Genomic DNA, 15,493 nt, shown 5'->3' with positions numbered 1-15,493 from the left:
ATACTTTTAGTGCACAAATAAGGTGAAAAACACAGTTTTTTTGAAACATTAGCCTTTTATTATTTTTTTATCCTAAAAATTTGGTCAATTTTTAGGCTTAGAGCGACCTACATGATCGACAATTGATTGGATCAATAATCATATCAATTGGCACGTCGATTGCTCCGTATTGATCGTACCGCTTGTGTAAGCACGGCGGTTAACGACTCTCCCACTCGCATTAAACGGAGCTTAGACATGCCTACAGTGACGCAACCACTCAACAAGAAAGGCGATTTTCTGGTCGACTACGAAGAGAAGGTTTTTGAAGACGTAAAAGCGAAACCAGGCGAAAAAGCCCTGGTAACTTTTCATACGGTTGCCTTTGAGGGGTCGATCGGCTTCGTGAATATGCTGCAGGCAACGCGTTTGCTGCGTAAAGGCTTTGAAACCTCCATCTTACTGTATGGCCCTGGCGTCACTTTGGGTGTCCAGCGTGGCTTCCCGACCCTGGGCGATGAAGCGTTTCCCGGTCACATGAATTTCAACAATCAGTTGACCAAGTTTATGGCCGAGGGAGGCAAGGTCTACGCCTGCCGCTTTGCTCTTCAAGCACTCTATGGTCATGGCGAACCGTCACTCATTGAGGGCATCCGCGCGATCAATCCACTGGATGTGCTTGACCTCAAGCTGCTTCACGTGCGCGACGATGCACTGATCATCGATACCTGGACGGTCTAAGGGGAGCAGCGGTCATGGCACAAGCAAACATGACAGGAACGACCATAGTGCGGGCCGCTGCCGCTCAGCTTTCTCCCGATCTTGAGAGTGTTGGCGGCACGCTGGTCAAGGTACTGGATGCAATCGACGAAGCGGCCAGCAAGGGGGCTGAGCTGATCGTGTTCCCCGAAACCTTCGTTCCCTACTATCCGTACTTTTCATTTGTCTACCCCGCCGTGGCCTGTGGCGCCGAGCACTTACGGCTGTATGAACAGGCCGTGGTGGTACCAGGCCCGATCACTGATGCTGTCGCTGAGCGCGCTCGCACCCTGAGCATCGTCGTCGTGCTTGGCGTTAATGAGCGTGATCATGGCACCCTCTACAATACTCAACTGATCTTTGATAGCGACGGGCGTCTGTTGCTGAAACGCCGAAAGCTCACGCCGACCTACCACGAACGCATGATTTGGGGCCAGGGCGATGCCTCGGGCTTGAAGGTAGTGGATAGCGCCGTGGGCCGTGTTGGCGCCCTGGCCTGCTGGGAGCACTACAATCCGTTGGCACGTTATGCCCTGATGACCCAGCACGAGCAGATCCACTGCAGCCAGTTTCCTGGCTCGCTGGTCGGCCCAGTCTTTGCGGATCAAATTGAGGTAACCATCCGTCATCACGCCCTTGAAGCGGGCTGTTTCGTGGTTAACGCCACCGGCTGGCTAACCGACTCCCAAATCGAATCCATTACCCCCGACACCACGCTACAACGTGCTCTGCGTGATGGCTGTAACACCGCCATTATCTCGCCAGAAGGTAAGCACTTGGCCGAGCCGCTGAGCAAAGGAGAAGGCATCGTTATTGCCGACCTGGATTTCGCCCTGATTACCAAGCGTAAGCGAATGATGGATTCGGTGGGCCACTATGCGCGCCCTGAACTGTTGAGCTTAGCCATTAACGATATGCCCGCCCACTGCTGCCAGCCACTGGCCACTTCCGCTCAGGGCCATAATGCCCAAGGAGATGAAGATGAGTAAGCTCGCCGATCGCTCACGCTTGTTCACCGAACTTCAAACCCATGGCGTACGCCTGCAGGATGCATCACAAGAGCATGTCAGCCGACGGGGCGGCGCTGGCCCTTCTGACCATCAGGCAATAACCATCGATGGAATCACTATGATGGTGCCCGTCTATACCCAGTCGGCATGGCGTTCACCGTTTAGCGTAGTGTCAGGTGATGAAGGACATAGGCTGACTGAAAACACGATTCCTATGGCCGATATTACCTTTGCAGATACGCCCCACTTCTACGACCTGCAAACCGCTGACGGCGTCCCCTACACGCATATCGCCACCTTGCATAGCCGCGATGTACTGGCCACGACGGTACTGCAAACATGCATCCGCTATGAGAGCAGGCGCAAAGCCTGCAAATTCTGCTCGATTGGTCAATCACTCCAAGCCGGGCGCACCATTGCGCATAAGTCCCCAGACCAACTGGCCGAGGTGGCTAAGGCCGCTGTCGAGCTCGACGGTGTCAAACATATGGTCATGACTACCGGAACGCCAGCCACGTCTGACCGAGGAGCCAGCGTCCTTTGCGAAAGTGCCAGAGCCATCAAAGCGGCCGTGGATCTTCCGCTGCAAGGGCAGTGCGAACCACCGAAGGATCCCGTTTGGTATGCCCGCATGAAGGAAGCTGGCATTGACAGCCTGGGCATGCATCTCGAAGTGGTCACACCTTCGCTAAGAAAAACGCTAATGCCAGGCAAGGCCGAGGTTGGCATCGAAGAGTATATGCAGGCGTTTCGCGATGCTGTTGACGTCTTTGGCCGCGGGCAAGTCAGCACTTATATTCTTGCCGGGCTCGGGGATACCCGCGAGGCCATTCTGGAAACCTGCCAACACCTAATCGAAATCGGCGTTTATCCCTTTGTAGTGCCGTTCGTGCCGATTAACGGCACGCCATTAGAAGATCATAAGCCGCCCAGCGCCGACTTTATGGAGTCGATCCTGGCGCCGTTGGGCAGACGTCTCAAGCTCGCAGCGTTGCGCTCTAGCGATATCAAAGCGGGCTGCGGGCGTTGCGGTGCCTGTTCAACGTTGTCTGAGTACGAGCGCTAACAGCACGCGAAACGCTTAATAGAGGAGTGCCCGATGATGTCAACATCCGACGCCTATTCGGCCTATTCCAACTACCGGATCAAGTGGGCGAGCCTGCCTTGGGAAACCGATGAAGCAATGGCATTGCGGCGGCGCGTTTTCTGCGATGAGCAGGCAATATTTGATCAGGACGACCGAGATGCCATCGATGACTCAGCCCACCTACTCGTCGCTTTAGGGTGCACAGGAGGATGGTATGAGCAAGTGGTGGGGACAGTGCGTATTCACGAATCAGAACCTGGACTCTGGCATGGTTCGCGTCTTGCTGTTGACCCAGCCTTCCGCGCCCAAGGCCGCCTAGGCTCCACGCTGATTCGGCTGGCCGTCTCCAGCGCTCATGCATTGGGCTGCCAACGCTTTTTGGCCCGGGTACAGGCCCAGAATGAGGCTCTTTTTCAACAGTTGCACTGGCGAAGCATTGGAGAGGAATTAATCCTTGATCGACCTCATGTCGTCATGGAGGCCGACCTTACCCACTACCCCCCTTGCCACTCTCCTCTTAGCGGCTTTGTTGTGCCTGGGCGTCGACGCCAACCTCTCGCTGAGCTGGCGCCTGGGCTGCTTAAGATCCTTTCAGCCCCCGCACTGAGACAAGCATCATGAGCCAAAAGCAACGACTCGACCTAACAGAACTGCTCCAGAAAGTGCACGATTATAGTGGTCTTGCCCATAAGGCCGATATCGCGCGGATCGCTCCCAACCTGACAGCACTGCCCGATGGCTGGCATCCCAACGGAGACGATACCGCGGCCATTCCCAGCGGCGAAGGCTACACACTGTTGGCGATGGAAGGGCTACTTACCGCCTTCGTCGCCGAGGATCCTTGGTTTGCTGGCTGGTGTTCGGTGATGGTTAACGTCAGTGATATCGCCGCAATGGGCGGGCGGCCCCAGGCAATCGTCAATGCTCTATGGAGCCATGACCCAGAAAGCGCTGAACTAATTGCCAAAGGCATGCGTGAGGCTGCCGACACCTTCCGCATTCCCATCGTCGGTGGCCACACCAACCTGCGCTCCAATCAGCCGCAATTGGCGGTCGGCATCCTGGGTCGAGCCCAATGCCTGCTGAGCAGTTTTGCGGCGCGGCCTGGGCAATTATTAGTGGCGGCTATCGACCTGCGCGGCGCCTATCAAGCGCCCTATCTGAATTGGAACGCGGCCACAACGGCGCCCGCTGAGCGTTTGCGTGACGACATCGAACTGCTTCCCTGTATTGCTGAAGCGGGCTTGGCTATCGCAGCCAAAGATATCAGCCAGGCCGGTCTCCTCGGTACCACCTTAATGCTCATGGAGAGCGCTGATGTAGGCGTGAGCATTAACCTTGACGCCACCCCGAAACCCGAGAGAGTCACTTGGCAGGACTGGCTTTGCACCTTTCCTAGCTTCGGTTACCTGCTCACCACGGATCATGAACACCTCCCCATGCTGCTGGAGCGCTTCCATGCCCGTGGCATCGCCGCCGCGCAGATCGGCGAGATCGTTTCCTCACCGCAGCTCTGGGTAGAAACCGACAATGATCGCCAGTTGTTCCATGACCTTTCAACGACTCCATTAACCGGACTGAGTCGTCCCCAAATGCCCATTCCCCAACAGGAGCTTTGAGCATGCCAGCCATACACTTCCACGTTCGCTGGCCAGACGGCAGCGAAGACCAGTGTTACTCACCCTCCACCGTTTTAAAGGAGTACTTCCAGGTCGGCGAGCGTCTCAGCGTCGATGCTTTTGTGGAACGCGCCGACATAGCCCTAGAGGCGGCCAGCCAGCGCGTCGAACAAAAATTCGGCTTCTTCTGCTCCAGTGCCATGGATCAGTCGACGGCTATCAAGGCCAAAGCCCAGCAGTTTGGCAATAATCCGCAGGACATGGTCGAAATTATCCGCATCGACTAGCACATCAAACATCTCATCAATCGTTGCAAAGAGAGAGCGATATGAAAGACCTACGTAAGCACTATTCTGCCATTATCATCGGTGGCGGTCAGGCGGGGCTATCCGTCAGCCACTACCTTCAACAACAGGCAATCGACCATCTCGTTATAGAGAAACACAGCTTAATGCATAGCTGGCAGACAGCGCGTTGGGATTCATTCACCTTAGTGACGCCGAATTGGCAGTGCCAGCTACCCGATCACCCCTACGACGGAGATGACCCTAAAGGCTTTATGCAACGAGACGACATCGTCGCTTACCTTGACCGCTTTGCCGCCAAGGTTCAGCCTCCCGCCCTCGAAGGCGTTGCCGTTAATCGCGTCAGTCTGAATAGCAACGGGAAGTACGCAGTGAAGAGTTCCGCGGGTGAGTTTAGCGCGGATCAGATCGTGGTGGCCTCCGGCGGTTATCATCTCCCTATCATTCCACGTATGGCAGAGCGATTGCCCGATCGGTTGTTCCAGCTACATTCCGCGGAATACCGAAGCCCTGAACAGTTACCCGAGGGGGCGGTGTTGGTGGTGGGCTCCGGCCAATCTGGCGCCCAGATTGCCGAAGACCTGCACATTGCTGGGCGAAAAGTCTTCCTCGCCACTGGTGATGCCCCGCGCGTGGCGCGTCAATATCGCGGCAAAGATGTTGTCGAATGGCTTGATGAAATGGGCTACTACGAGATGTCGGTCGATCAGCACCCATTACGTGAGGGAGTAAGAGATAACACCAACCACTATGTCACAGGACGTGACGGGGGCCGGGAGATCGACCTGCGCAAGTTCGCTCTCGAAGGTATGGAGCTATTCGGGCTATTAGAAGAGTACCGCAATGGGGACTTTATCTTTCGCGATAATTTGCAAGCCAACCTCGATCATGCCGACAGTGTTTACTGCAACATAAACCAGCGAATTGATGCCTATATCGCCTCCCAGGGTATCGAGGCCCCACCAGCGTCCGAGTACACGCCATGCTGGGAACCGAACCAAGAGCGTTCCGAGCTAAATCTGGTCGACGCAGGGATTAGCGCCGTTATCTGGTGCATCGGCTTTCGCCCTGACTTTCACTGGCTTGATGCTTCGGTATTCAATGGTCAGGGCCATCCCATACACAAACGCGGTGTCACCCAACAGCCCGGCCTCTACTTTATTGGCCTGCCATGGCTGCATACCTGGGGCTCTGGAAGGTTCTCTGGCGTGGCGGCTGACGCTGAGTACTTGGTTGAACGCATCAAAGCTTATCAGCGACAACAGGATACGGCGTTGCAGCCGCTCGCGGAGCAAGCGTCCGCCTGACGCGATTCATACTAGGCATTGGGTTACTATCAGAGTGTTGCTGCATCGTTACTAGGGCTTGTTAACACTCAATGGCATTAACGGCTAACCCACCTTTGGACGTTTCTTTGTATTTATCCAACATGTCTCTGCCTGTATCACGCATGGTACGAATCACTTTATCCAACGATATAAAGTGGGTGCCATCGCCGCGTAAGGCCATCTGAGCGGCATTGATCGCCTTTACCGTTGCGATGGCGTTGCGCTCGATACAAGGAATCTGAACTAATCCACCCACAGGGTCGCAGGTTAACCCTAGATTGTGTTCCAGGCCGATTTCCGCGGCATGCTCTACTTGCTCGGGTGTTCCTCCCATCACATCAGCCAAACCGGCTGCCGCCATGGCACATGCCGACCCGACCTCCCCTTGGCAGCCCACTTCGGCGCCAGAGATAGAAGCATTTTTCTTACAGAGAATGCCAATGGCGCCAGCCGCCAACAGAAAGTCCACCACGTTTTTCTCGCAGGCGTTGGGCTGAAACTTCATATAATAGTGTAAGACGGCGGGAATAATGCCCGCGGCGCCGTTGGTGGGCGCCGTGACCATGCGCCCGCCCGCGGCGTTTTCTTCGTTGACGGCGAGGGCAAAGATATTCACCCATTCCATCGCAGAAAACGTCGAGGCGATCAGGCATTCATTCTGCTCCGCCGCTTGAAGGCGTTGGTGAAGCAATTTGGCCCGTCGTTTGACGTTCAAGCCACCCGGCAATACCCCTTCATGGGCCAATCCATTGTCAATGCATTCACACATGACTTGCCATATACGCCACAGCTCGTTTCTAACCTCTTCCTCTGTCCGCCAAACCTTCTCATTTTCCAGCATCAGTCGGCTGACGCTTAGCTGCTCCTTTTTACATAGTGCTAAGAGCTCATCGGCGGTGTCAAAGTTGTACGGAATAATAGCCCCATCCAAGTCGTCTAGCGGCATATCCACTTGGGCTTGCTCTACTACAAAACCACCACCCACCGAATAATAGGTGTTCTCATACAATAACTGGCGCTGAGGCGTAAACGCAGCCAGCCTCATGGCATTGGGGTGATGAGGCAAACACTCTTCATGAAAATAAATATCGCTATCCCACGTAAAGGTTACTTCTTTTTGTCGCCCCAGATTTAACCTCCTGCTCTCTTTTAGCGATTTTATGGATGGCTCAATCAGCGTGGGATCAATCGTGTCAGGACGTTCTCCCATCAGCCCCATGATGATCGCATGATCGGTGGCATGGCCTACCCCCGTCGCTGATAGCGAACCATAGAGATGCACCTCAAGATGCCCTACCTCATTGAGCAGGCCGTTTTCGCGCAGTGTTGTGACATACTTAAAAGCTGCCTGCATGGGCCCGACGGTATGCGAACTGGAGGGGCCTACTCCAATCTTAAAAAGGTCGAAGACACTGATCGGCATTGGAGCACCTTTTGACGTTTTAATAAGTTATTGATGTATTGATAAATAAAACTAACTCATCTTTTATTGATGATATTTTTATATTTATAAACCGAAACTTTTAAGCACGAATCAGCATGTTCATGCATAAAAAAGGGCTACCTAGCGCACTGGAAAACGCTTAGCAGCGACAGCAGCCCCGTTAAAAAAGCGCACTTAAACTGTGTGTGTGTTTATCGTTAACAGCAATCAGCCAAAAACATTAGTTACCAAACACCACCGTGCGTCCTGAATAAAAGAACACGCGGCGTTCCAAGTGATAGCTAATCGCCCTAGCCAAGGTTAAACACTCGATATCACGCCCCTTGGCCACCAGATCCTCAGGGTAATGGGTGTGATCCACAGGCTCGACCCCTTGGGCAATAATCGGCCCTTCATCAAGGTCGTTATTAATGTAATGCGCCGTTGCGCCGACTAGCTTAACCCCTTTCTCATACGCTTGGTGATAAGGCTTAGCGCCTTTAAAACCAGGTAGCAAAGAGTGATGAATATTAATCGCCCGACCCGCCAATAGCTCGCACATGGAGGGCGACAGCACTTGCATATACCTGGCCAACACCACTAATTCAGCGTTGGTTTCCGCGATAATTTCGCGTACCTGCGCTTCCTGATGCAATTTTGTCTCGGGGCTGATCGGCAGATAGTGATACGGCAGGCCATGCCACGTTGCCAACGGCTCCAAATCAGGGTGGTTGGAAATCACCGCTTTAATATCGATCGGCAATTGCCCAGTACGATAGCGATAGAGAAGATCATTTAGACAGTGATCCGCTTTCGAGACGAGGATCACGGTGCCGGTGCGCTTACCCGGCGCCGTCAGTTCAAACTGCATGTCGAATTCGCTTGCCCGCGCTGCAAAATCGGCGTGAAAGCGCTCTTCATGAAACTCATCTTGCTCTGGGCGAAACTCGGCGCGAATAAAAAAGCGTCCACCCAGCCGATCATCAAAAGAGTTGAGTTCAGTGATATAGCACTGTTGCTCTTTTAGAAAGCGCGTGACGACGTCCACCGTCCCTAAACGGCTTGGGCATTGGGCGGCAAGTATCCAGGTATCACTCATTCGGCTCATAGTGCATGCTTCTCAGTTAGCGGCAGATGATAGGCCGGAACAGCGTTCCGGCCTGCCCGCTTATTGTTGTACGTTAACGCCGAATTCTGCCCCGGCATCCAGTAACCAGCGGTAGCAGTAGTCGGCAAAGCTGCGCCGCACCACTAGCTCCCAACGATCCTCACTGGGGCGGCGAATAATGGTGGTCGCCTTGGCGAAGACGGTAGTAACACCCTTTCCCACCGGGAAATTGCTGGGGTGAACATCGTAGATCACTGTTTTCATCAATAGCTCTCGGGCTGCTTCGCCGGAAATCTCCAATAGCGTCTGACCACCGCTGACGTCGCTAATCGCGAAATGGGCGCTGCCCAAATACTCGCGCAGCTTCGTCTCCAGCGGGAACTCCTCTCCACCGGGGACGATCACCAGCCACTCGTCCGGGGAGAGCCACTGAATGGAGCGCTCGCCGCTGGCATCTTGCACCAACGCCTGGGGTTGTCCAGGCAAGCTAATGCCGAGCACGTCACGCACCGCCTCATCGAGAACGATGGCGCCACCCCGAAGTATTAGATGCCCAAGCATTGCTCGCTCGCGTAGCTGAAGCCGACCTGAGTGGTCGCCCCGAGGAGCGCCGCTGCGGCGATAGCTATAGGCTAACGGGGACTCTACCGGAATAGCGGTATCAGTACGGGTGTCGAAAGTGGCCGCGTTAAACATTCTGACGCTCTCCCTTGGGGTCGTAGAAAATGGTGCTGACGATTTCAGCCTCATGGGTTTGTCCATCCGCCATGGGCAGGTAGACCGTCTCGCCTAGTTTCTGATGGCCACCCTTAACCACCGCTAGCGCAAACCCTGAGTCCAGGATCGGGCTGTAGTAGCTGGAGGTAACATGGCCCACCATCGGCATAGGGATCGCATGCTTGGGATCAAGCACGATCTGGGCACCCTCTTCGAGCACCACCTTCGGGTCTTTCGGCCTGAGCCCCACCAGCTGCTTGCGGTTCTCGCGCTTAGTGTCGGAGCGGGTTAGGGCGCGCTTGCCAATCCATGAGTAGGGCTTGTCGTAGCCGATCGCCCACTGCATACCCAGGTCTTCCGGCGTAACCGAGCCGTCGGTTTCCTGACCCACGATAATGAAACCCTTTTCCGCCCGCAGGACGTGCATGGTTTCGGTGCCATAGGGCGTCAAGCCATACTTCTCGCCATGCTTGAACAGGGTCTGCCAGACATGCATGGCGTAGTTGGCTTGCACGTTGATCTCAAAGGTCAGCTCGCCAGTAAAGGAGATACGAAAGACCCGTGCAGGTACCCCCGCCACTTTCCCGGAGCGCCAATCCATAAACTTAAAGCTATCGCGATCAAGATCGATATCACTGATCTCGGCGAGCAGCTTGCGCGCTTCCGGGCCGGTGATCGTCATGGTGGCCCAGTGGTCGGTCACTGAAGAGAAGTAGACATCCAGTTCCGGCCACTCGGTCTGATGCCATAACTCCAACCATTCCAGAATCGCGGCAGCGCCACCGGTGGTGGTGGTCATCAAAAAGTGGTTTTCAGCAAGACAGCTCGTCACACCATCGTCGGTAACCATGCCATCGTCCTTGCACATCAGGCCGTAACGGCACTTACCGACCGCCAACTTCTCCCACTTGTTGGTATAAATCCGGGCCAGAAACTCACGCGCATCCGGCCCTTGAATATCGATTTTGCCAAGCGTCGAGGCGTCGAGGATACCGACCTTCTCACGCACCGCTAGGCACTCGCGAGCAACCGCCTCCGCCATACTCTCACATACGCCGTTGACGGCTCCGGCGCGTTTTTGTGGATAGTACCAAGGGCGCTTCCACTGACCGACATCCTCGAACTCGGCGCCACGCTCCACGTGCCACTGGTGAAGCGCGGTGTAACGTTCGGGATCGAACAAATCACGGCAGTGGCGACCGACGATGGCACCGAAAGTCACCGGGGTATAGTTGGGACGGAACACCGTTGTGCCCACCTCGGGAATCGAGCGATTCAAGCAACGGGCGGCAACCGCCATACCGTTGATATTGCCCAACTTGCCCTGATCCGTACCGAAGCCCATCGCGGTATAGCGCTTAATGTGTTCAATGGACTCAAAACCCTCCCGGGTCGCCAGTTCGATGCCCGCCGCCGTAACGTCGTTTTGTAGATCGACGAACTGCTTGGGTCCGCGCAGCGTGGGCTTTTCGTGGGGCACCTGGAAGAGCGCCACCGCAGGCCCCTGCTGAAGGCGCTCGGCGCTTGGCAGCGTCACCGTCTGAACGACATGCCCCATGGAAGCCGCTGCTTTGATGCCTGCCTCAACACCTTCCGCAAGTACGTCACCCAGCGCATAGCAGCCGTTGGCACCGCCACACGCCTGAACGCCCTTCACCAGCCCCGGCACGAAGCCAATAATATCGTCGCGCCAGGTAGGCCGCGCCCCGGTGTGGGAAGCCAGGTGAATCACCGGGCTATAACCGCCGGAGCTGGCGATGGTGTCACAAGCCAGTTCCTGAACCGAGCCGCTCACTTTGAAAGCCTCAATATCGATCTTGGCGACCCGTGCCGCGGTGACCCGATTGCTGCCTTTCGCCTCGATCACAGCACTGCCGGTAATGATGTTGATGCCCTGGGCGCGGGCGGCATCCACCCAGTCGCCTGCTGGTGCCTCGCGGGCATCCACAATAGCGGCGACCTCGCAGCCGGCCTCTTTCCAGTCCAGGGCAGCGCGGTAGCCATAGTCGTTGCTGGTGGAGAGCACCAGTTTGCGGCCCGGCGCCACGCCGTAGCGGTGGATATAGGTCGATACAGCGCCTGCCAGCAGGTTGCCCGGAACATCGTTACCTGCATAGACCAGTGGCCGCTCATGGGCGCCCGTGCACAGAATCACCTGACCAGCACGTACCCGATGTAAACGGGCACGTACCTGACGGTGGCCGTTTTCCACTGGCGCCGTATCGCTTAGGTGCTCGGTACGCCGCTCATGCAGCGTCACAAAATTGTGGTCGTGATAACCGTTAGCCGTGGTGCGCGGCAGCAGCGTGACGTTTTCGCAACCGGACAATTCTTCAAGCACCCGAGCAACCCACTGATCCGCCGGCTTGCCATCCAGGGTTTCGCGGCTATCCAACAGCGATCCGCCCATCTCTTCCTGCTCATCGGCAACGATCACCCGAGCGCCGCTGCGCGCGGAGGCCAGCGTTGCCGCCAGACCCGCGGCGCCTGCGCCGACGACCAGCACATCGCAGTGCTGATTGAAGTGATCATAGCTATCCGGATCGGCTTCCATGGGGCTGCGCCCCAAGCCAGCAGCCTTGCGGATGTACTTCTCGTAGGTCAGCCACATCGAGGCCGGCGCCATAAAAGTCTTGTAGTAGAAGCCCGGCGGCATAAATTGCCCGCCCAGCTTGCCAACCAAGCCCATTAGGTCGCGCTGCACGTTCGGCCAGCCATTGGTGCTACAGGCGGTCAAGCCGTCAAATAACGCCTGCTGGGTGGCGCGTACGTTGGGCACCTGGGCCGCTTCGTTGCTGCCCAACTGCACGATGGCATTCGGCTCTTCAGCACCGGCGGCAACGATGCCGCGAGGCCGCGAGTATTTAAAGCTGCGGTTGACGATATCCACGCCGTTAGCCAGCAGCGCCGAGGCCAGGGTATCCCCTGGGTGTCCTTGGTAACGCTGACCGTTAAAGGTAAAGCTCAACGTGCGGGAGCGGTCGATGCGCCCGCCCGTGTTAAGGCGGAACATTTGTTGCTTGGACTGGCTCATGCCCGCACTCCTTCTTGTTGGCTTACCGCGGCGGCCTCGCGAGGCTTAGCCTGGCTGTCGGCGGTAATCGACGGCTGCTCGCCCATTTTGTAGGTCTCGAGAATCTCGTAGCTCACGGTGTGACGCGTCATGTTGAAGAACTTACGACAGCCCACCGCATGCACCCACATTTCATGGTGTACGCCACGGGGGTTGTCGCGGAAAAACAGGTAGTTACCCCACTCTTCGTCACTACACGCCTCGGGTTCCTTGGGGCGCTCGATATGCGCCTGGCCCTTGGGGTGAAACTCCTCTTCCTCACGGTGTTCGCCGCAGTAGGGGCAGTAGATATAGAACATGCGAATACTCCTCTCGTATGAACCCTAGTGGGCCACGCCAGCAGCGCCGTGCTCGTCGATCAGCGCACCGCTGTGGAAGCGGAACATGGAGAACGGCTCGGCGATGGGATGCATTTCCCCCTTGGCCAGGCTGGCGGCGAACACATGCCCCGACCCTGGCGTCGCCTTGAAGCCGCCGGTGCCCCAACCGCAGTTGAAGTACAGCCCTTTCACCGGTGTTTTGGAGATGATCGGGCAAGCGTCGGGGCAGGTATCGACGATGCCGCCCCACTGGCGGTTCATGCGCACCCGAGAGAAGATCGGGAACATCTCGACGATCGCCTGAAGGGTATGTTCCACGGTGGGATAACTGCCACGTTGCCCATAGCCGTTATAGCCGTCGATGCCCGCACCGATGACTAGGTCACCCTTGTCGGACTGGCTGATGTAGCCATGCACCTGGTTGGACATCACCACCGTATCGAGAATAGGTTTGATCGGTTCGGACACCAGCGCCTGCAATGGATGGGATTCCAGCGGTAAGTTAAAACCTCCCATCTTAGCCAGCACGCTGGAATTACCGGCGGCCACGCAGCCCACGGTCTTGGCCTCGATGTCGCCACGGTTGGTGTGTACGCCGTAGATCTGACCGTCACGAATCTTGAAACCGGTGACTTCGGTCTGCTGAAGGATATCCACGCCATGGGCATCGGCGCCGCGGGCATAGCCCCAGGCCACGGCGTCGTGGCGCGCCACCCCGGCGCGCGGTTGCCATGAAGCGCCCATCACCGGGTAGCGAGCATTCTTGGAGCAGTCCATGATCGGCACCAACGCCTGTACGCCCTTAGCATCCAGCACCTCGCCATCGATACCGTTCAGGCGGTTGGCGTTAACCCGGCGTTGGATATCGCGCATGTCCTGCAGGGTATGCCCGAGATTGAGCACCCCTCGCTGCGAGAACATCACGTTATAGTTCAGATCCTGCGAGAGCCCTTCCCACAATTTCATGGCATGTTCGTAAAGGACGGCCGATTCGTCCCATAAATAGTTGGAACGCACGATAGTGGTATTACGGGCGGTGTTGCCGCCGCCCAGCCAACCTTTCTCAATCACCGCCACGTTTTTGACGCCGAACTCTTTCGCCAGGTAGTAGGCCGTGGCCAAACCGTGGCCGCCACCGCCGACGATGATCACATCGTACTGCTTCTTGGGTGTGGGGTTGCGCCACTGGCGCTCCCAGTTCTCGTGGTGGCTCAGCGCGTGCTTGACCAGGCCGAAGCCGGAATAACGTTGCATAGTGGTCTCCTCTCAAGCAATGGATTCGACGGCTTCAGCAGCAGTTTCAGCGTAGACAGGATGCCGGGCACACACATCAGCCACTTTGGCTTGCACTTTAGCTTCAATGGAAGCGGTGTCTTTGCCTGCGGCCAGCTCGTCCAAGATGTCGCAAATCCATCCCGCCAACTCACTACACTCGTGGGCATCAAAACCACGCGTGGTGACCGCCGGGGTACCAATACGCAGGCCGGACGTTACGAAGGGGCTCTGAGGGTCATTGGGCACCGTGTTCTTATTGACCGTGATATGCGCGCGGCCTAGTGCTGCATCCGCATCCTTACCGGTAATGCCCTGGCGAATAAGGGAGACAAGGAAGAGGTGGTCATCGGTACCGCCAGACACCACGTCATAGCCGCGCTCAACGAACACATGGGCCATCGCCCGCGCGTTATCAATCACCTGCTGTTGATAGCGCACAAACTCCTGGTTCATGGCCTCCTTAAAAGCCACCGCCTTGGCGGCGATCACATGCATCAACGGCCCGCCCTGCTGACCTGGGAACACGGCCCCATTAAGCTTTTTATAGAGCGCTTCGTCGCCATGGGCAGAGAGTATCAAACCACCCCGAGGGCCACGCAGCGTTTTGTGGGTCGTCGTGGTCACCACATGCGCAAATGGGAGCGGGCTTGGGTAGAGGCCAGCGGCAACCAAGCCCGCAACATGCGCCATATCGACCATCAACCAAGCGCCCACTTCATCGGCGATAGTGCGAAAACGCCGCCAGTCCACTACGCGTGAGTAAGCAGAGAATCCCGCAATGATCATCTTCGGCTGATGTTCACGCGCCAGGCGCTCAACTTCTTCGTAGTCGATTTCGCCGGTTTCCGGCTTGAGGCCATACTGTACGGCGTTGTAGTGCTTGCCCGAGAAATTAGGGGCTGCGCCATGGGTTAAGTGGCCGCCGTGGGCCAAGCTCATCCCCAACACGGTATCGCCCGGAGAGACCAGCGCCATGAAGACGGCGGCATTAGCCTGAGCCCCGGAATGTGGCTGCACATTGGCATAGTTGGCGCTAAATAAATTACAAGCTCGCTCAATGGCGAGAGCTTCAACCTTGTCAACGAACTCACACCCGCCGTAGTAACGGCGACCTGGATAACCTTCAGCATACTTGTTGGTCAGCTGTGTGCCTTGCGCTTCCATCACAAGTTTGCTGGTGTAATTTTCGGAGGCGATCAATTCAATATGCGCTTCTTGGCGAACCGTTTCTTCAGCAATTGCCTCAGCAAGCAACGAGTCGTAATTGGCCAAGCGGGCGTTGGGCGAAAAATTATTTTGAAGCATTACCGCCTCCTGATGAGTCACTTTTTTATTAAGTGCTGGACATACTCTTTAATGCTGATAAACCCAGGTCGCTTTCAACCAAAGTCCCTATCAACGCGTTGTTACCGCGATACTATCGTTGGTGTCCGGCCCCAAGATGCTTACCGACGTCACCACTCGATGCATTTGCGACATTGACTCCATTC

General features: G+C 56.3%; 14 protein-coding genes. 7 read left to right on the top strand and 7 right to left on the bottom strand.

What is annotated here, in order from left to right:
• The first annotated feature begins 237 nt into the window (after positions 1-237).
• The 7 genes from V8L71_RS09495 to V8L71_RS09465 are packed head-to-tail and all read left to right on the top strand — an operon-like array spanning position 238 to position 6,066.
• Positions 238-720, top strand: a complete 483-nt coding sequence (locus V8L71_RS09495) for an MSMEG_0572/Sll0783 family nitrogen starvation response protein (RefSeq protein WP_022521498.1) — start codon at positions 238-240, stop codon at positions 718-720.
• Positions 721-734: 14 nt separating this feature from the next.
• Positions 735-1,727: a Nit6803 family nitrilase gene (locus tag V8L71_RS09490; protein WP_232774858.1), complete on the top strand. Its 993-nt coding sequence runs from the start codon at positions 735-737 to the stop codon at positions 1,725-1,727.
• Positions 1,720-2,814, top strand: coding sequence for an MSMEG_0568 family radical SAM protein (locus tag V8L71_RS09485; protein ID WP_035581372.1), 1,095 nt, complete (start codon positions 1,720-1,722; stop codon positions 2,812-2,814). Before V8L71_RS09490 ends, V8L71_RS09485 begins: the two co-directional genes overlap by 8 nt.
• Positions 2,815-2,847: 33 nt before the next feature.
• The gene (locus V8L71_RS09480; RefSeq protein WP_336273966.1) at positions 2,848-3,456 is read left to right on the top strand and encodes an MSMEG_0567/Sll0786 family nitrogen starvation N-acetyltransferase; all 609 of its coding nucleotides are present in this window, start codon (positions 2,848-2,850) and stop codon (positions 3,454-3,456) included.
• On the top strand, positions 3,453-4,454 hold the full coding sequence (locus V8L71_RS09475; protein ID WP_101146435.1) for a sll0787 family AIR synthase-like protein: 1,002 nt from the start codon (positions 3,453-3,455) through the stop codon (positions 4,452-4,454). Before V8L71_RS09480 ends, V8L71_RS09475 begins: the two co-directional genes overlap by 4 nt.
• A 2-nt stretch (positions 4,455-4,456) precedes the next feature.
• Positions 4,457-4,741 (top strand): MSMEG_0570 family nitrogen starvation response protein, encoded by a 285-nt coding sequence (locus tag V8L71_RS09470; RefSeq protein WP_022521493.1) that lies wholly within the window; start codon positions 4,457-4,459, stop codon positions 4,739-4,741.
• A 41-nt stretch (positions 4,742-4,782) separates the two neighbouring features.
• A complete protein-coding gene (locus V8L71_RS09465) occupies positions 4,783-6,066 on the top strand; it encodes an MSMEG_0569 family flavin-dependent oxidoreductase (protein ID WP_101146434.1) in 1,284 nt (427 codons plus the stop codon).
• A 61-nt stretch (positions 6,067-6,127) separates the two neighbouring features.
• Here the strand turns inward: V8L71_RS09465 and V8L71_RS09460 are convergent, their stop codons facing one another.
• From V8L71_RS09460 to glyA, 7 genes are all read right to left on the bottom strand, one after another.
• Positions 6,128-7,510 (bottom strand): L-serine ammonia-lyase, encoded by a 1,383-nt coding sequence (locus V8L71_RS09460; protein WP_336273965.1) that lies wholly within the window; start codon positions 7,508-7,510, stop codon positions 6,128-6,130.
• Positions 7,511-7,751: 241 nt separating this feature from the next.
• On the bottom strand, positions 7,752-8,618 hold the full coding sequence (purU, locus tag V8L71_RS09455) for a formyltetrahydrofolate deformylase (protein ID WP_336273964.1): 867 nt from the start codon (positions 8,616-8,618) through the stop codon (positions 7,752-7,754).
• Positions 8,619-8,678: 60 nt separating this feature from the next.
• Complete coding sequence (locus tag V8L71_RS09450) at positions 8,679-9,314, bottom strand: sarcosine oxidase subunit gamma (protein WP_336273963.1); 636 nt, start codon at positions 9,312-9,314, stop codon at positions 8,679-8,681.
• Positions 9,307-12,369 carry a sarcosine oxidase subunit alpha family protein gene (locus V8L71_RS09445; RefSeq protein WP_336273962.1) on the bottom strand — a complete coding sequence of 1,021 codons (3,063 nt, stop codon included), beginning with the start codon at positions 12,367-12,369 and terminating at the stop codon, positions 9,307-9,309. The genes V8L71_RS09450 and V8L71_RS09445 overlap by 8 nt, the downstream gene beginning before the upstream one ends.
• Entirely contained in the window at positions 12,366-12,707 is a 342-nt protein-coding gene (locus tag V8L71_RS09440) for a sarcosine oxidase subunit delta (protein WP_176304102.1), read from the bottom strand. The genes V8L71_RS09445 and V8L71_RS09440 overlap by 4 nt, the downstream gene beginning before the upstream one ends.
• A gap of 24 nt (positions 12,708-12,731) precedes the next feature.
• Positions 12,732-13,982, bottom strand: a complete 1,251-nt coding sequence (locus V8L71_RS09435; protein WP_101145558.1) for a sarcosine oxidase subunit beta family protein — start codon at positions 13,980-13,982, stop codon at positions 12,732-12,734.
• Between the two features lie 12 nt (positions 13,983-13,994).
• A complete protein-coding gene (gene glyA, locus V8L71_RS09430) occupies positions 13,995-15,308 on the bottom strand; it encodes a serine hydroxymethyltransferase (protein ID WP_176304103.1) in 1,314 nt (437 codons plus the stop codon).
• Positions 15,309-15,493 lie beyond the last annotated feature (185 nt).

Origin of the sequence: Vreelandella indica (genome assembly GCF_037070225.1) — a bacterium.
Classification (GTDB): Bacteria; Pseudomonadota; Gammaproteobacteria; order Pseudomonadales; family Halomonadaceae; genus Vreelandella; species Vreelandella arctica.
This window is presented reverse-complemented; position numbering and strand designations above follow the sequence as displayed.